The organism is Streptomyces sp. NPDC054757 (assembly GCF_053612185.1).
The window spans coordinates 66,991-84,251 of record NZ_JBSHBW010000007.1 but is presented as its reverse complement, the minus strand read 5'-3'; the positions used below and the strand labels follow the sequence as shown (position 1 = coordinate 84,251).

Sequence of the window (17,261 nt, the reverse complement as noted above, 5' to 3'; positions counted from 1 at the left end):
GCCCCTTCTTGTCCGCCCGCCTACCCCTCCTCCCCCAGCCGCCACTCAAGACGCTCGATCGCCGCCCGTACGCCGTCGCCGTAGCCGTCGTCGGCCAGTGCTCCCGTCGCGGACCGCGCCTGCCGCAGATGCAGGCGCGCCGCCTCTCTGCGACGCAGCTTCAGGTAGTCGGCCGCCAGGTTGAGGTGCAGGGAGGGGTAGAAACCGCGGACGGCGGCTGCGGCGTCATGACGGCCGACCCGCTCGTCATCCAGGCCATCGGCCGCGGCCAGCGCCCGCAGATCCCAGAGCAGTTCGTCCTCGGCGTCGTCCTGGGTGTCCGCCATGTAGTGCGCGAGGGTGCACCGGTGCAGTGCGTCGCCGGACTCGCCGATCTCGGCCCACAGCCCGGCGAACCGGTTGCGGGCCTCCTCCCGGTCGCCTCCGTGCAGCAGCATGATCACTTGGCCGATCCTGCCCATGACGGCGTCCCCCGGTGTCTCCCGTTCCGACTCCTGCTGCGACTCCGCCACCGCTGCCTCCTCTACCCGTACCCACGCGGATGTCCGGTTTGTCCCGGCGTGCCACCGACACTACGGGCTGTCCCGGTGCCGGTCAGCCCAGGTCGGGGATCCGCCAGTCGATCGGCTCGTGGCCCTGCTCCGCGACAGCCTTGTCGATCTGGGTGAAGGGATGCGAGCCGAAGAACTTCTTCGCGGACAGCGGCGAGGGGTGTGCGCCCTTCACCACCACATGACGCTCCTCGTCGATGAGCGGGAGCTTCTTCTGTGCGTAGTTGCCCCAGAGGACGAAGACCGCGGGGTCCGGCCTTGCGGCCACCGCGGTGATCACCGCGTCCGTGAACCTCTCCCAGCCCTTGCCCTTGTGGGAGTTGGCCTCGGACGCGCGCACCGTGAGCACCGCGTTGAGCAGCAGGACGCCCTGCTCGGCCCAGGGCATCAGATAGCCGTTGTCCGGGACCGGGTGACCGAGCTCCTCCTTCATCTCCTTGTAGATGTTCCGCAGCGAGGGCGGCGTCCGGACACCGGGGCGGACCGAGAAGCAGAGACCGTGGCCCTGGCCCTCGCCGTGGTACGGATCCTGGCCGAGGACCAGCACCTTCACCCGGTCGTACGGCGTGGCGTCCAGCGCTGCGAACACCTCGTCGCGCGGCGGGTAGACCGGCCCCTTGGCCCGCTCCGCCTCGACGAACGCGGTGAGCTCCTTGAAGTAGGGCTTCTCCAGCTCATCGCCGAGGACGCCGCGCCAGGACTCGGGCAGCATGTCGGTACCGGTCACGTCAACAACCTCCGGGGTGCGATCCGTTCTTCAGCACAGAACCTACCGGCGACCACTGACAACGGCCCCGGACAGCTGTCCGGGGCCGCGCGGTGGGCGGGCGCAGCCGTGGTCGGCAAGGCGCAGCCACGGTCGGCAGGCGCAGCGGGTGGGACCGCTGCTCAGCCGACCCGGCCGTCCGGGACGGCGGCTCAGCCGACCCCGGCGTTGAGGAAGATCCCGCCGTCGATCACCAGGGTCTGCCCGGTGACCCAGCCCGACTGGTCGGAGGTGAGGAACGCGGCGGCGCCCCCGATGTCCGCGGGCACCCCGAGCCTGCCCAGCGGGTAGGCGGCCGCGGCCTCCTCCTCGCGGCCCTCGTACAGCGCCTCGGCGAACTTGGTCTTCACGACGGCGGGCGCGAGGGCGTTGACCCGTACCGCCGGGGCGAACTCGTGCGCGAGCTGGAGCGTGAGGTTGACCATCGCGGCCTTGCTCATGCCGTAAGCGCCGATGAAGGGCGAAGCGGAGACCCCGGCGACGGACGCGATGTTCACGATCGCGCCGCCGTTCTCCTTCTGCCACGCCTTCCAGGTCTGCTGGGCGAAGCCGAGCGCCGAGATGACGTTGGTCTCGTAGACCTTGCGCGCCACGTTCAGGTCCATCTCGGCCATCGGGCCGAACACCGGGTTGGTCCCCGCGTTGTTGACCAGGTGGTCGACCCTGCCGAACGTCTCCATGACCCGCTCGACGGCCGCCGCCTGGTGGGCCTCGTCATGGGCCTTGCCTGCGACGCCGATCGCCCGGTCGGCGCCGAGCCTCTCCACGGCCGCCTTGAGCGCGTCCTCGTTGCGTCCGGTGATGCAGACCCGGTCGCCGCGGGCGACGAACGCCTCGGCGATGCCGTATCCGATGCCGCGGCTCGCGCCGGTGATCAGCGCGACCTTCCCGCTGTCCTGTGCAGTCATGTCCGTTGTCCCTTGATTACCTGATCAGTTGAGCGGGCCGCCGGCGACGTACATGACCTGGCCGGACACGAATCCCGCGTCCTCACCGGTGAAGAAGGCGATGGCGTTGGCGATGTCCTCGGGCCTGCCCACGCGCTGCACCGGGATCTGGGTCGCGGCCGCCGCCTGGAAGTCCTCGAAGCCCATGCCGACGCGCGCCGCCGTCTGCGCGGTCATCTCGGTGACGATGAAGCCGGGAGCGACGGCGTTGGCGGTGACGCCGAACTTGCCGAGCTCCTTGGCGAGGGTCTTGGTGAAGCCCTGGAGGCCGGCCTTGACCGCGGAGTAGTTGGCCTGGCCGCGGTTGCCGAGCGCGGAACTCGACGACAGGCTGACGATCCGTCCGAACTTGGCGTCCACCATGTGCTTCTGGACCGCCTTGGACATCAGGAACGCACCCTTGAGGTGGACGTTCATGACCGTGTCCCAGTCGGACTCGCTCATCTTGAAGAGCAGGTTGTCGCGGAGGACGCCCGCGTTGTTGACGAGGATCGTCGGGGCGCCCAGCTCCGCCGCGACCCGGTCCACCGCAGCCTCGACCTGGGCGCTGTCCGAGACGTCACAGCTCACGGCGATGGCCCGGCCGCCCGCGGAGGTGATCTTCTCGACGGTGTCCTTGCAGGCCGCCTCGTCGAGGTCGAGTACGGCGACGGCGCGGCCCTCCGCCGCCAGACGTACGGCGGTGGCCGCGCCAATGCCGCGCGCGGCCCCGGTCACGATGGCAACGCGCTGCTCGGTGGTGGACATACTGGCTCTCCTCGCCCTCGGATCGCGGCCCTCGATCACTGAGCAACCGCTTAGTACCTTCAGCAGACGAGACGCTAGAAGGCCTGGCACCCGGTGTCAACGGCACACGGAATCAGGAGTGAACGTCACACCGGGTGCCACCCTCTCAGCGCACCAGCAGCCGGAGCAGCCGGTCGGCCTCGGCGGCCGGATCGGTGGTCAGCCCGATGTGCACGGGACCGGGCTGCACGACCGTCGAACGGGGTGCGATCAGCCAGCGGAACCGCCGCCCGGCATCCTCGGGGCCCGCCTGGCCCGCCGCCTCGCCGCCGTCGCAGACCCCTACGACGGCACGCAGCGCGGCCCGCACCCCGACGACGTCGGCATCCGGGTCGAGCATCTTGAGCTTCGCCTCGTCCAGATACGTACGGGCGGCGACGAACGACCTGGCCCGGCAGTAGACCAGCACCCCGGCGTTGAACATCTCGCCGCGCTCGACCCGCGGCACCACACGCAGCAGGGCGTACTCGTAGACGTCCCGGCGGCCGGGCCCGCCCCCGGTCATCGGGTGCCGTCCTTCTTCTCGCCCTGCTGCTTCTCGCCCTGCTGCCGCGCGGGAGGAGCCAGCCGCTCGGCGAGCCAGCCCGGGGCGCGGGACGGCCCGGTGGGTGTCTGCGGCCCGATCGTGATCCGGGTGTGCACCGACGCGGCCCGCTCCAGCAGGACCTCCACATACGCGCGGCGCAGCTCGCCGGTGCTGCCGAACCCGGCCTCGTCCGCCAGCCAGGCGTCGGGCACATCGGCGGCGACCTCGGTGAGCAGTTCCTCGGTGACGAGCGGCGCCAGCCCGGCCGCCGCCGCGGCGATGTCCGGGGCGAAGGTCGCCAGGACGTGGTCCGAGGCGTCGTACGGCTTGCTGCCGTAGTTCTTCGCGGACGGCCAGTTGTGGTGCCAGATCATGGTGGCCCCGTGATCGATGAGCCAGAGATCGCCGTGCCAGACGAGCAGGTTGGGGTTGCGCCAGGACCGGTCGACGTTGTTGATCAGCGCGTCGAACCAGACGATCCGCCCGGCCTCCTCGGGCCCCACCTGGTAGGCGAGCGGGTCGAAGCCGAGCGACCCGGGCAGGTAGTCCATCCCGAGGTTCAGCCCGCCGCTCGCCTTCAGCAGCTCCTGCACCTCCTGGTCGGGTTCGGAGAGCCCGATGACGGGATCCAGCTGCATCCGCACCAGCTCGGGCACGCGCAGCCCCAGCCTGCGGCCCAGCTGCCCGCAGATGACCTCGGCGACGAGCGTCTTGCGGCCCTGCCCGGCGCCGGTGAACTTCATGACGTACGTACCGAGATCATCGGCCTCGACGATCCCGGGGAGCGATCCGCCCTCACGCAGCGGCGTGACATAGCGGGTCGCAGTGACCTCTCTCAGCATTTTCCAGGCCACCTGTTTCTTCAGCCTTGCCGTACACGACCAGCTCGGGAAGGGCGGAGCTGCGGGATTCACCCGTCAACGGAGCTGGGGAGAATCCGGGGAGTTCCGACCGGCAAGCCGCTCTCCCTACTCCCCGAGCAGTCCGTCGATGGCGGTGCGCCCCTGGCTTCCGGCCTCCGGCATGAGGTGAGCATAGTAACCGGGGGTGACCGCCGGGCACCCGGCCCGTCAGCGATGAGGACCGGCGTCGAGCCGATTCCGCATCGCCGTCACTGATCCGTGACCGCCATCGTCGCTTCCGCCCGGCACGCCTCGGCGTCCGTCCCCCCGTCGCCGACGGGCCGGCCCGAGGGCGGGCGGCCGGAAACAAGTTGCCGTACGGCAGGCGTGCTGCTCGAATCGCCGCGTGAGCACCTACTTGGAAACGGAGCGGATGACGCTCCGCCGCTTCACCGGGGCAGACATCGACGCCCTGGCAGCCCTGCACGGTCACCCCGACGTCATGCGGCACATCGATGACGGCCGCCCCGTGTCCAGGGACGCCGTCGGACAGCAGCAGTTGCCGCGCATCCTCCGCGAGTACGACGAACTCCCGGCCGGCCAGGGCTGTTTCGCCGCAGCGGAGAAGTCGTCCCGGGCGTTCTTGGGGTGGCTCTCGCTGCGGCCCGCGACCAGCATCGGCCTGAACGGCGGAACAGAGCTGGGCTACCGGATACTGCCGTCCGCCTGGGGCCTGGGCTATGCCACCGAGGGCGCACGGGCGCTGGTGCACCACGCGTTCACCGAGCTGGCGGTGGACCGGATCGTGGCCACCACGATGACGGTCAACACCGCCTCCAGGCGGGTCCTGGAGAAGGCCGGCCTGTCTCTGGTCCGCACCTTCTTCGAGGAGTGGCCGGAGCCGATCGAGGGAGCCGAGCACGGCGACGTGGAGTACGCGGTCACACGCGAGACCTGGACCCGGCGACGGGCCCAGGTCTCCTGACCAGGAACCGCCTCCAGCCGATGGAGCGTCCTCTCTCCTGCGACAGGAGCTTGCCGGAGAGCCACCCGAGGCAGGGAAGGGAAGGCAGCGGTGTGGATTGCGATGGTACTGGTGGGAGGCATCCTCGGCCTCGGGGCCGGCGCCCATGAGGCCATGATCCAGCACCGCCTCCAACGCGAGGGAATCCGCGTCAGGGGCCTGGTGGTCCGCCACCACATGGAATCCGGAAAGGACGGCCCCAGCTACTTCGCGGTGGTCGAATTCGTTGATGTGCAGGGCAGTCGGCACACGTTCCGGTCCAGCTCATCCGGGATCAGGGGCCTTCCCGTGGGCGGTGCGGTCCCGGTGAGCTACCTTCCCGATGCCCCGGCGGGCGCACGAATCGCCCTTACCGGCAGACGGGTCTGGGATGTCGCGTTTCCTCTCGCGATCGGCGCCCTGTTCACAGCCATCGGGATCTGGCTGCTCGCCACCGGCCACTGAGCTTGTTCCTCGGACCGTGCGCTGCCGGATGGTCGGCTTGAGCAGCTTGCAGGAGCACAGGGCACTGCAAGGCACCAAAGGAACACGGTGGTTGGGGCGCCGGGGGCCCAACCAGCCAGCCAGCCAGCCAGCCAGGACATGGTGCCTTCGATGCGCCCCTATGCCACTCAAAGCGTTCAAGTAATCCACTGAAGTCGACCGCTCTGCAGGCGAGTTGACCGCCACCAGAGCTATCCGGCTATCCGGCAGGCCGTGCGCCTCGGATCCGGACGTTAAAGGTACGGGTGCGGGGCGCGGCCCGAAGTGACCGGGCTCAGCTGCGACCTCGTACAGCCGCTGCCACTCGGCCAGGCCCTCCCGGGCGAGGTCGTCGCCCTCCGGCCGGAACCGGCTGCGCCATGACCGCCGGGGCCGCACTTGGCAATCCCCCGGAGGAAGTACCGGAACCCACACGAGTGATCGAACGCAGCATCACGACACCGCGCCCCCGCCCCACCAAGGGTCACCCGGCTCATTCGAAATCGAGTTCTAGATTTCGCCCCCGCGCACCCGTAACGACCACGGGAGAGGCCCAGTTAACCGATCACCTGTCCGCATCGTGCCCGAGGAGGCCCCCATGCATCGCTTGCACCGCCCTGCGCTTGTTCATCCTGCGTTCGAAAACGCCGCCTGCCCAGCGGACATCTCCGCTCGCCCCGCTGACGGCTGCACCGCCTTCCTCAGGAACGGTTCACAACCGGATACGAGGTACCTGGCATGACCGAACCCACCGAAGGCCCCTCGTACAGGGCACTGAACCGGACCGACTCGGGAGGCACCCTTTGAAGCGCTTCTTCAGACCCGTACGAATGGCCGAACCCCAGGTCTCCGGCGCCGAACAGGAACTGTTCGGCGGCCCATTGCGTTACGACATGGGCTGGGCCGAACACGAGCACGCACGGCTCGACTTGACGATGCTCTCGGCCATCCGCGCCATGCCCCGCCTGGTGGGCGGCACCTTGCGCCGCGCCTGGGCCGTGGACCGGCCGGCCCTGCTCACCGTCGGGTTCAGTGAGATCGGGCAGGGCGTCGCGGCAGCCGTCAGCCTACTGGCGGTCAATGCCGTCATGCACGCCCTACTCGGTGGCGGCACGCCCACAGACCGCCTGCACAAGGCGCTGCCCGCGCTGGTCGCCGCAGCTGTCGTCGCGGTCGCCAACGCCGGCCTCGCGGGCTGGTCCACCTCACGCGCCGGCCGGCTGGAGCCACTGGTGGAGCGGGTCGCGACGACCGAGTACCTGGCCGCTGCCGCCGCGGTGGAGCTGGAGGCCATCGAGGACCCCGAGTTCCGGCGGCTGATCGACGTCGCACAGTACGGCGCCGCGTCCGCCCGCCGCATGATCAGTGCCTGCGTCGCCGCCCTGAACGGCACGATCTCCCTGATCGCCACGGCAAGCATCCTGACCGTGCTGCATCCCGCTCTGCTGCCGATGCTGGTTCTGATCGCAGCCCCGCGCGGCTGGGGAGCCATGCGGGTCGCCCAGGAGCGCTATGTGTCCATGATGAACTGGATCGAGCACGTGCGCGCCAGTCGCCTCATCGGCAATCTGCTCACCGAGCGCACCGCGGCCCAGGAAGTGCGGATCCACTCCGTCGGTCCCTTCCTTCTCGACAAGTACCGGGACATGGCCGAGAGCGCCGAGGCCGAGCAGAAGCGCCTCGCCAACGGCAAGGCCCTCACGGAGCTGGTGGCCGCAGCCCTGTCCGGGGTGGCGATGGCCTGCACATACGCGGTGATGTTCTGGCTGGTCACGACCGGGCGTATGAGTCTCGCCGTGGCCGGGACCGCCGTGATCGCGGTCCGCTCCGGCTCTGCGAGCCTGGGCGCGCTGGTCATGAACGTCAACCAGCTCCACGAGGAGTCCCTTTACGTCCAGGACCACGACCGGTTCCTTGACGTAGCGGCGCGCCGGGCCATCCCCGCCGGCGGCGCACCGGTGCCACGCCGGGCAGGCCGGGTCGTCCTCGCCGATGTCACCTACCGCTATCCGGACCGCGACGAACTGGCGCTGGACGGGGTCTCACTCACCCTCCCCATGGGGTCGGTCACAGCGGTTGTGGGTGAGAACGGCTCGGGCAAGAGCACCCTCATGAAGGTCCTGGCGGGGCTGCTGCTGCCGCAGAGCGGCACGGTGCACTGGGGGGAGGCGGAACTCTCCGCCCTGAACCGGTCCGGGGTGTTCGACCGTGTCTCGCTGCTGACGCAGGACTTCCAGCGCTGGCCGGTGACAGCCGCCCTGAATATCCGCATCGGCCGCCCCGGACAGGCGGCGACCGATGACGAACTGCACGCCTCAGCCGACTACGCCGGGGCCTCACCCGTCATCGCGAAACTCACCGACGGCCTGCGGAGCCTGCTGGCCCGGATGTTCCGCGGTGCCACGGAACTCTCCGGCGGCGAGTGGCAGAAGATCGGCCTGGCCCGCACCCACTGGCGCAGCTCCACATCGGATGCGGACAGCGTCCTCATCGTCGATGAACCCACCTCCGCCCTCGATCCCGAGGCAGAGATCGCCGCCTTCGACCGCATCCGGCGGCTCGCCGGGCCGCATCGGGCGGTGGTCCTCGTCACGCACCGCATGTCCGGCGTCCGGCACGCCGACCATATCTACGTACTCGACCGGGGCCGTCTCGCGGAACAGGGACACCACAACGAGCTGATCGCCGCTCAGGGACGTTACGCATCGATGTTCCACGCTCAGGCGGCCCAGTTCGCACCCGGCCCCGGCGTCCCGGGCCCCGCCACTCCCACCGTCGCCGATCCCGTGTGACCGCCGAAGACGAAAGGCCCACCGTGACGCCTCCTCCCATCGCCGGACTTCACGAAGCGAGCGCTCTGCGCGACCGGCTCACCGACCAGCTCCTGACCGCAGGTCACATCCGTACCAGCCGGGTCGAAGATGCCTTCCGCACCGTGCCCCGTCACGCATTCGCCCCGGAAGTCCCCGTCGAGAAGGCATACGCCGATGCCGCCATTCCCACCCGTCACACGCCCGACGGCCGGGCCACCAGCTCCATCAGCGCACCATGGCTCCAGGCCGCCATGCTGGAAGCAGCCCGCGTCCGGCCCGGCCACCATGTCCTGGAGATCGGCTCCGGAGGCTACAACGCCGCGTTGCTCGCCGAACTCGTAGGCCCTGGCGGAAGCGTCACCACCCTCGACATCGACCCGGCCGTCACCGACCGCGCCACCAGCCTCCTGGCCGGTACCGGATACGACCACGTCCATGTGGTCACCGCTGATGCCGAGCACCTTCCCTCCGAAGTCATCCCAGCCGGGGGCTTCGACGGGATCGTGGTCACCGTCGACACCTGGGACCTACCCTGGATCCATGCCCTGGCAGAGGGCGGGCGCCTCGTCGCACCACTGCGTCTGCACCAGTACGTCTGGGCCATCGGCTTCACCGCGCGCGACGGCACCCTCCACAGCGACGAGCCCCTCACGGTCTGCGGATTCGTCCCCATGCAGGGCGCCGGAGCATGGGACTCCCACCAGCGCACCATCCCGGGCACCGGCATCCGCCTCGCGTTCGAGGACGGAGCACCCCTGAGCGTCGACCGGCTCGCCCCGGCCTTCGGCAGTGCGCCCACCACGGTCCGCACCAACGTCACGGTCGGGGGCCGACAGCCCTTCGACCTCCTGCTCCTCTACCTGGCCGGAGCGCTTCCGGGCTTCTGCCGTCTGTCCGTCGCCCCCGAGAGTCACCGCACGTTCGTCAGTCCACCGCCGCCACACTGGCCCGCCGCTGCCCTCGTGCGCGGCGCCTCGCTCGCACGCCTGGTCACCGAGCGGATCGGGGACGGCGAAGACGGCAACGGAAGGTACGAGCTGGTCGTTCTTGGCCACGGTCCGGCCGGCCGCCCGGCCGCCGATGAGATGGCCGGACACGTCCAGCACTGGCAGCGCAACCACCGCGCGGCTCGCTGCCCGCGCATCACCGTACGGCCCCACGACACCACTTTGACGGCCACCGCCCCACACCTGTTCCGCAAGAAGCACACACGGATCACGGTCGACTGGCCAGTTGTCCCCAGCACAGCGGCCCTGCTCACCGACGACCAGGGCCGCTGTCTGCTCCATCTCCGTGACGGGAACAAACGCATCTGGCGCCCTGAGCACTGGGCCCTGCCCGGCGGGGACAACGAGCAGGGTGAGCATTGCGACGAGGCCATCGTCCGGGAGCTGTCCGAGGAGATCGGCCTCACCATCCCCGACCTCACCGGCTTCGTCACCCTGGACACCCACGACGCCGCCGGGGTCTTCAAGAACCGTGTCCGCGTCTACCGCGGCACCCTCAACCGGGCCGCACACGAGATTCAGCTGACCGAGGGCGTCCAACTGCGCTGGACCCGCATCGAGGAGACAGCGGCGATGACCATGGATCCCGGCACCACCGCCGTCCTCCAAGCACTTCAGGACCATCCGCACCCGCCTCCCGGCAACGAAGGCCCGCTCCCGACCGTGCGGGTCCGTAAGGCGAGAGGTCACCGCAACCGGAGCACCGTCGGCGCTCACGTCGTCCTCACCCGTAACGGGTCGGTCCTCCTCGGTAAACGCAACGCGGACAGCGCCTTCGCCCCATCGGCGTGGCCTGCGTGGTCCGGGAAACAGCGGAAGAGACCGGACTCGCCGTCGCCGAAAGCGACCTGTCCCTCGTACACACCCTGGACCTCGTCGATCCCGTCGGCCCGGTCCCTCGCATCCAGCTGTTCTTCACCGCGACCCGGTGGCAGGGCGAGCCCGCCGTGCTGGAACCGGACCGGTGCACCGAATGGCGCTGGTGGCCGCTGAACGCGCTGCCCGACCCGACCGTGGACTACACCCGCACCGCCCTGGCGGCCATCTCCCACGGCACCGCCTACACCGCGATGGGCTGGACCTGACCACAGCACGGCCCTCCACTGGGGCGGCCGGGCGGCGTCGCATTCCGCCGCCCCCTGTGCGCCCCCGTGGAGTCCAACGTTCCTGGGAAGGCCCCCTCATGGTCTAGACACACGACAAAAAGGCACCGGGGATCCCGGGGCCGCCGGAACCGCATCATCGCGTTGGCATGACTTCTCTCTCGGGAGCGCTTACGGGCAGGTGGAGTCGGGCCGAAGGACAATCGGGGTGTACGCCGGCATCACCACGAAGCCGGGCGTCGAAGCCGGCGACACGGTCGTCTTCCATGACCGGGACAGCGGCCGGGAGCTCGACATCCTGGTGAAGCGGATCACCTCCTACGCCTCGTTCGAGGCGCTGTTCACCGTGGAGGACCTCGCCAGCGTCGCCCCGGACGCACCAGGCGGGGAACTGCTGTCCGCCCTTTGGGCCCACTGTCCTCCGCCCAAGAAGCCCCCCGGCCCCCTCGGCTTCGAGTTCGACCACCGCCCCGCTTTGCCCGGCCGCCGTCCCGCACCACACGGTGTACGGCTGCCTGCGCATACGGGACGAGCACGACCGGCCGGTGCAACGCTGGGTCTACAGATCGCGGCTCTGGCAGTTCCCGGGCAGCAACCTCGACTCGCAGGGGAAAGACCCACTGCAGGCCGCCCGCCGCGAAGCCGTGGAGAAGACTGGCCTCGAACTCGGCCTGGGTACGCCCCGGCTGCTTCTCACCCGCTTCCTGCATGCGGGCCCCCAGACGCCTCTGAAGAGGATGGGGCTCGTCTTCGACGGAGGCCAGCTCAGCGCGAACCAGCTGCGCCGGATCCGCCTTGAGCATGCTTAACACGACATATGCGCCATCCACTCCCGCCCCGAATGGTAGGAGCTGACTGCGCCCGGGGCCTTCACCCGTCTCGACGCCGTCGAACGGGCCAGGCTCGGCGAGGACCCCGCGTATCTCATCCAGTCGCCGTCGATGGCCCATCACCCCGTGCCCGGTGAGGCCGCGCGGTTGCCGTATCAATCGGCCACCACGTCATGGAGACCGAAATGAATTCGCCAGCTCAACGCACCCAAACAAGGCCCAAAACAGCCAAGGATGAGCCAGGATGACTACGCCCGCCGAGCGAGCACCCCTCGTCTGAAGTACGAGGTCTGCGGTGAAGTTCGCCAGAGGAAGAACACGCGCCAGAGAGAATCTGCCGCCGTTACGTCGCGTCGATGCGGAGGTCTGAGCCATGGCGGGACCGTCGAAGCCGCGGCCGCTCCCACGCACGGTTCAGCACCACCACCGGGATCGTCGCCAGCGGTCCGACGGACCACTGTGCACCCACTGCCGACGCCAGGACCGGAATGCCGAACACCTCTGCTGGGACTACGGGCTGAAGGGCCGGTTGGGCATGTATCGATCAAGTCCTGGCCAACACCCGCCGTCTGCCTCCCCTGCAACAGCCCAGGGTCGCCTTCCTGTACCACGACTACCACGACGGCGACCCCGTTCGTGCCGAGTGCGACAGGGCCCGCCCCCTACCGTTGTCGCATCAGCCCTGGCTTCCCACGACTTGACTGCGACGCACGCTGCCGCGCGCCTGACCGTCCAGAGTCAGCTGTCGTACTCTCCACTACCCCGGTCACTGGGGCCGTACCCTTCGCGCACGAACAGCTCGCCTGCGACATCACCGTCCACGCCACTGCAATCGACCCTGGCTTCCGGCTCGGTTCACCCGCGCTACGGCAACTGCCCCCTGATGCAACTCGCCCAACACCCCAAACGCCATGGGCAACCCCTCACCAAGGGACAACGGCCCACCTTCTGGGTCGCCTTCGCGTAGCCCGACAGTTCCTCGTCCCTCGCCACAGCAACGGCAACGGCAACCGTTCTCATCGACTGCATGAGGCCCGCTGCGAGCGGTGGGTCGCCCAGCACTGCCCCTGGCAGGCAGAACTCCAAAACTTCCTGGCCTGGTCGGCCGACGCCCACCTGCCCGAACACGTATCGCCGTCGCCGCAGCCCAGTGCACGAAAGACCGCTCGGCCATGAGCGACACCGAACGTGTTTAAACGGCCCTCCAAAGGCAGACCGGCGGCCGCACCCCACCGACCGTCTTCGCCCGCGCCACCTATCCCCGGATTGCCCAGCGCCGCGCTGACTGCCGCTTGTCTGGGGCGACTCACCACCCGTCTCCCCGGGCACCGCAACGTGATCGTGATATCGCCCTGCGCAACCGTGACGTGACTCACGACCGAGTTGACCGGTAGGGCCGTCATGCCCTTTCTGATCCGGTTGCTTGCCGATCAGGCCACCACGTAGGCATGCCATGCCCCAACAACACCCCAAGGAAGGTTCAACCTTGTCCACCGGAAGTCAGAGAAAACGAAGATTCCGCTTCACGGCGCTGTCAGTGGCGCTGCTCACCGTGACGCCGCTGGCGATCGCAGGCCCGTCTCACGCGGCGTCCGCGACCGGCGGGGCGGGCAGCACCGGAGTGTTATCCACACGCCAGGCAGAGCTGTCGAAGAACGAGGTCGAGAAGGCGGGACGGGAGTGGGCCGCGAAGCACTCCAAGGCTGGCATTCCCTGGGCGTTAGCCCAGGCGAAGAAGACCGGGAAGAAGCTCCTGGTCCCGAATGAGACCACACCGACCAACCTCACCTACGCCAACCCCAACGGCTCGCTCACCTCCGAAATGACCGCAGGCCCCGAGCGCATCGAGAAGGACCGCAAGTGGGTCGCGGTCGACGCCACGTTACACAGGACGGCGGACGGCACCGTCAAGGCCAAGGCGCACCCCAATAACCTGGCACTGACCAGGGGCGGCGGCACCCGGCCCGCCTCGATCAAGGCCGCCGAGGATGCCGCACCCCGTGACCTCGCCACCCTCCGCGGCTCGGACGGCGAGCAGGTCACGCTCCGGTGGAAGGGCGGTCTGCCCTCCCCCGAAGTGAACGGCACGACCGCCACCTACAAGGATGCGGTGCCAGGTGCGGATGTGATCGTCGAGGCCACCCGTACCGGCTTCGAGCAGTACACCCGGCTCAACAAGCGCCCCGCGGACGGCTACAGCTACACCCTGCCGCTCCAGGCCGAAGGCCTCACGGCCAAGGCGAACGCCGACGGCACGGTGACACTCACCGATACCAAGACCGGCGCGAAGAAGGCCACGATGCCGGCGCCGATGATGTGGGACGCGGACGTCGACAAGGTCTCCGGCAAGCACGAGAACCGGCACCGGGTCGGCATGAAGGTAGTCGATCACGGGGCAGGGAACATCGATCTCGTCGTCACCCCCGACGCCAGGTGGCTGGACGCCCCAGCCACGCACTACCCGGTGACCATCGACCCGTCAACCTCCGTGCTGGGCAACACCTTCGACACCTACGTGCAGCGTGGCGAGACCACCGACCTGGGCTCACAGACCGAGCTGGACTGGGGCAACCCCGGCACCACCAACGCCGACGGCACCACCCGTGTCGCCCGGTCGCTGATGACGTGGAACACCGAGCCATTCTCCGACGCGCTCATATCGTCGGCGAAGGTCGAGTTCTACAACACCCACTCCGGCAACACCGACTGCACAGCGCATGGCTGGGACGTGTGGAACACCACGGCCGGCTCCTCCGCCTCGCGGTGGACAAAGCAGCCGGACTGGCTGCAGAAGGTCGCCACGTCCACCGAGACCAAGGGCAACGCTCAGGGCTGCTCCGACACCTCCGACGGCTGGATCAAGGCGGATGTGAAGACCCTCGTCCAGACGTGGGCGAGCGCGAAGCAGACACGCGGCTACATGGGAATCAGAGCCGCCGAGGACCAGGCGAAGGCTTGGAAGATCGTCAACTCCCGGAACGCGACCATCAACCAGCCGAAGCTGACGGTCAATTACAACTACCGACCCGGGGACGGTACCGCCCAGCAGGCAGGCCCGCCGTTCAAGTCGTACAGCGGCGTATGGGGCGTCAACACCCTCACCCCGACGCTGCGCGACAAGTTCGCCGACGCCGACGGCGACAAGGTCAACGGCACCTTCCAGGTGTACGACGCCGAAACCAACAAGCCCATCAACACGCCGGCCGGTGAAGGAGTCCTGGTCTCCGACTTCGTCGCCCCCGGCACCTGGGCGACGGTGAAGGTGCCCGCGGGTCAGTTGCTGGATGGCAAGACCTACAAGTTCCGCACCAACTCCTTCGACGGCACCCACTACAACCTCAACTGGTCCCCATGGCGTGAATTCGTCGTCGAAACCGCCGCTGCCGGCCAGCCCACGTCGCTCAAGCCCGGCGACACCTATACGATCACCAATCGCGCGCTGGTTGCCGACCCGGACAAAGTTCAGGTGACGTTCAAGCGCGACGGCAACCTGGAAGCACTGGGGATCAAGCCGAACGGCCAGGCGACGACCGCCAAGAGTATGCAGCCGAAGGCCGCCTGGGAGCGCACATACACCACACCCAGTACGAAGTTCATCCGAGGCCGTAACCCGGCGGACCCCTACCAGTACATCAGCAGCGTCGCCGAGTGCCACGACTCAAGCGACTCGGACAACGACTCCGGCTGGATCAAAAACCGCTTCTCGTACTGCCAGGAGACCCTGACATTCCAGCCGGCCATCAAGTGCGGTCTGTGGCCGCCCGGTTGTTACGTCCAGGGCCTGTTCATGTCGCGCAACACGCTGATCGGCCAGGGCAAGGTGGGCGGCCTGGACGGAAGCGCGTTCACCCGGTACGCCGACTTCGACCTGAACGTCAACGTGTGGACGGCCGAAGGTGACTTCAACAAGCCCGGCGCGTCCATGAAGGCCACCCTGGAGTGCGAAGGGTCCTGGCAGGGCGGGGGCGGCAACGACGAAGAAGCCTGCGACAACGGAATCCATGACGGGCGCACCGATACCGCCGCCGGATGGGACGCCGACGGGGACACCAAGTTCGACCTGTGGTCGAGTACGCCGAAGCTGCCGGACGAGGCCGACGATGAGCAGATTGCCACGGGCCTGTTCAAGCCGGTCTTCAAGTTTACGATCCCCGGCTACGGCCAAGTCCTGCCGACCGAGGGCGAGCAGGGCGAAATCCGCTTCGACAGCGCCGTGTACAACCGGCGCGCCCCCCTCGGTTCGGTCTTCCCCGACGCCACACCCGCGTTCCGCTACGACAAGAGCGACACCAGCAACGCGGGCAACGGCACACAGGAGCCGTACCTGGGCGTGGCCGCAGTCGCCAACCACATCGACGAGGCCCGCAAGGATCCAGACAGCACATACCCGAAGAAGGACGGCAAGAAGCTGCCCGGCGGGTCGGCGCTCGACCCGCTGCACCGTATCGCCGGGGTCCCCGGATCCAGCGCACGGGAGCGCATCGACGCCAACCGTGCTGTGGTCAGATCTCTCTGCAAGAGCGACGCCGTACCTGGCGGCCCCGCGGACGGGCTCGACTGCGACGAGTACCCCTTCGCCTCCACCACCGAAGGCGCCGCGCGGTACAAGTACGAAGGCGACCAGTACCAGGGCGACGTCTCGCTACGCTTCATCGACTCGGTGGAGAACCAGGAGGCTGGCGGCCGGCTCGGCGCCTGGTACGAGAACGACCGCATCCTGAATTGGGACTCGTTCATCGTCACCATCGGTGACTGACTGAGATCCGTGAAGGCGTTCTAGCCGGACTGCGGGCTGCCCTCAGGGGCGGCCCGCAGTGTCACGTCTGACTAATGCGCCAGATCTGCACGAGGCAGTACTGGTCCTCACCGTCGAGTTCTTCTTCACGTCCGAGGGGTGTCTCCACCGGGCCTGGGGACGGGATGAGCGGTGAGGTGAACGGGCCGTTCTCACGGTTGAACACCCAGTGCCAGCGCATTCCGTACCTCCCGGGTGAGGGCAGGATCAGGGGGATCGGGTCCATCCCGTCGGTGATGACCTCAATCCCGAGCTCGCCCGTGGGAAGTTCAACCTCTACCTCGGCCTGGCCGGACCACGGACCCGGCCCTGGCGCGGGCTCGGTGGACCAACTCTCCAACCGCACAGGGGCCCGGATGACCTCGGACGGGACCTGCAGATAGACCATGCCGGGAGCAGAGAGCAACCACTCCGAGAAGTCCACGTTCGGGGTATACGTGTCCACACTGGTGTCGACCAGCCCAAACCGGCGATAATTCGGATGGACCGTGGTCTCGAACACATCCAAGAGCCTGCCCAACTGCCCACCCCTTCAGCGCTGATACGGATGAGGGCAACGTAACACCCTCAGGAATCAGCACAGTTACCCACCTTCCTTGTCCTGGGCGGGCCTGATCGGAAACTGGCACCCCTACGAACGGAATACGCTCTGAGGGTCTCGCAGCACCATGGAGCTCCCTGACCGGCGACCTCGGGCCCCAGCCAATGCCAACTGCCCCCCCCTTCTGCATCAACTAAAGATCCGCTCCCACCCTGACCACCAGAGGCGGAGCGCGAAGGGGAGGCCCTGCGGTGCAGGGCCTCCCCTT

The 17,261-nt window shown here is 68.4% G+C and carries 13 protein-coding genes and 1 pseudogene; 7 read left to right on the top strand and 7 right to left on the bottom strand.

The window, feature by feature from the left end; all coding sequences use genetic code 11:
* Nucleotides 1-20 precede the first annotated feature (20 nt).
* The 6 genes from ACWGKJ_RS12110 to ACWGKJ_RS12085 form a co-directional block, all read right to left on the bottom strand.
* Nucleotides 21-461, bottom strand: coding sequence for a hypothetical protein (locus tag ACWGKJ_RS12110; protein WP_385023160.1), 441 nt, complete (start codon nucleotides 459-461; stop codon nucleotides 21-23).
* Between the two features lie 133 nt (nucleotides 462-594).
* Nucleotides 595-1,278, bottom strand: coding sequence for a uracil-DNA glycosylase (gene ung / locus ACWGKJ_RS12105; protein ID WP_385023090.1), 684 nt, complete (start codon nucleotides 1,276-1,278; stop codon nucleotides 595-597).
* Nucleotides 1,279-1,469: 191 nt separating this feature from the next.
* Nucleotides 1,470-2,225, bottom strand: coding sequence for an SDR family oxidoreductase (locus ACWGKJ_RS12100; protein WP_385023092.1), 756 nt, complete (start codon nucleotides 2,223-2,225; stop codon nucleotides 1,470-1,472).
* A gap of 24 nt (nucleotides 2,226-2,249) precedes the next feature.
* Nucleotides 2,250-3,011 carry a 3-oxoacyl-ACP reductase FabG gene (gene fabG / locus ACWGKJ_RS12095; RefSeq protein WP_385023094.1) on the bottom strand — a complete coding sequence of 254 codons (762 nt, stop codon included), beginning with the start codon at nucleotides 3,009-3,011 and terminating at the stop codon, nucleotides 2,250-2,252.
* A gap of 145 nt (nucleotides 3,012-3,156) precedes the next feature.
* Nucleotides 3,157-3,555 carry a DUF3037 domain-containing protein gene (locus tag ACWGKJ_RS12090; RefSeq protein WP_385023096.1) on the bottom strand — a complete coding sequence of 133 codons (399 nt, stop codon included), beginning with the start codon at nucleotides 3,553-3,555 and terminating at the stop codon, nucleotides 3,157-3,159.
* A complete protein-coding gene (locus ACWGKJ_RS12085; protein ID WP_385023098.1) occupies nucleotides 3,552-4,418 on the bottom strand; it encodes a HipA family kinase in 867 nt (288 codons plus the stop codon). The genes ACWGKJ_RS12090 and ACWGKJ_RS12085 overlap by 4 nt, the downstream gene beginning before the upstream one ends.
* Nucleotides 4,419-4,824: 406 nt before the next feature.
* Here ACWGKJ_RS12085 and ACWGKJ_RS12080 point away from each other — a divergent pair, with 406 nt between their 5' ends.
* From ACWGKJ_RS12080 to ACWGKJ_RS12050, 7 genes and pseudogenes are all read left to right on the top strand, one after another.
* Nucleotides 4,825-5,403, top strand: a complete 579-nt coding sequence (locus ACWGKJ_RS12080; RefSeq protein ID WP_385023100.1) for a GNAT family N-acetyltransferase — start codon at nucleotides 4,825-4,827, stop codon at nucleotides 5,401-5,403.
* A gap of 90 nt (nucleotides 5,404-5,493) precedes the next feature.
* The gene (locus tag ACWGKJ_RS12075) at nucleotides 5,494-5,886 is read left to right on the top strand and encodes a DUF3592 domain-containing protein (RefSeq protein WP_385023102.1); all 393 of its coding nucleotides are present in this window, start codon (nucleotides 5,494-5,496) and stop codon (nucleotides 5,884-5,886) included.
* A gap of 848 nt (nucleotides 5,887-6,734) precedes the next feature.
* The gene (locus tag ACWGKJ_RS12070; protein WP_385023104.1) at nucleotides 6,735-8,696 is read left to right on the top strand and encodes an ATP-binding cassette domain-containing protein; all 1,962 of its coding nucleotides are present in this window, start codon (nucleotides 6,735-6,737) and stop codon (nucleotides 8,694-8,696) included.
* Nucleotides 8,693-10,303 (top strand): annotated as a pseudogene (fxlM, locus tag ACWGKJ_RS12065) (methyltransferase, FxLD system); the annotation flags it as partial. The gene ACWGKJ_RS12070 and the pseudogene fxlM, both read left to right, overlap by 4 nt.
* 209 nt (nucleotides 10,304-10,512) lie before the next feature.
* On the top strand, nucleotides 10,513-10,809 hold the full coding sequence (locus ACWGKJ_RS12060) for an NUDIX domain-containing protein (protein WP_453315721.1): 297 nt from the start codon (nucleotides 10,513-10,515) through the stop codon (nucleotides 10,807-10,809).
* A 563-nt stretch (nucleotides 10,810-11,372) separates the two neighbouring features.
* Nucleotides 11,373-11,636 carry an NUDIX domain-containing protein gene (locus ACWGKJ_RS12055; RefSeq protein WP_385023108.1) on the top strand — a complete coding sequence of 88 codons (264 nt, stop codon included), beginning with the start codon at nucleotides 11,373-11,375 and terminating at the stop codon, nucleotides 11,634-11,636.
* A 1,558-nt stretch (nucleotides 11,637-13,194) separates the two neighbouring features.
* Complete coding sequence (locus ACWGKJ_RS12050; RefSeq protein ID WP_385023110.1) at nucleotides 13,195-16,413, top strand: DNRLRE domain-containing protein; 3,219 nt, start codon at nucleotides 13,195-13,197, stop codon at nucleotides 16,411-16,413.
* A 61-nt stretch (nucleotides 16,414-16,474) separates the two neighbouring features.
* Here ACWGKJ_RS12050 and ACWGKJ_RS12045 read toward each other — a convergent pair whose 3' ends face one another.
* Entirely contained in the window at nucleotides 16,475-16,954 is a 480-nt protein-coding gene (locus ACWGKJ_RS12045) for a hypothetical protein (RefSeq protein WP_385023112.1), read from the bottom strand.
* Nucleotides 16,955-17,261: the final 307 nt, after the last annotated feature.

Coding starts and splice junctions, on each gene's coding strand:
- ACWGKJ_RS12110 (WP_385023160.1), bottom strand. CDS start 461: ATGGGCAGGATCGGCCAAGTGATCATGCTGCTGCACGGAGGCGACCGG.
- ACWGKJ_RS12100 (WP_385023092.1), bottom strand. CDS start 2,225: ATGACTGCACAGGACAGCGGGAAGGTCGCGCTGATCACCGGCGCGAGC.
- fabG (WP_385023094.1), bottom strand. CDS start 3,011: ATGTCCACCACCGAGCAGCGCGTTGCCATCGTGACCGGGGCCGCGCGC.
- ACWGKJ_RS12090 (WP_385023096.1), bottom strand. CDS start 3,555: ATGACCGGGGGCGGGCCCGGCCGCCGGGACGTCTACGAGTACGCCCTG.
- ACWGKJ_RS12085 (WP_385023098.1), bottom strand. CDS start 4,418: ATGCTGAGAGAGGTCACTGCGACCCGCTATGTCACGCCGCTGCGTGAG.
- ACWGKJ_RS12070 (WP_385023104.1), top strand. CDS start 6,735: ATGGCCGAACCCCAGGTCTCCGGCGCCGAACAGGAACTGTTCGGCGGC.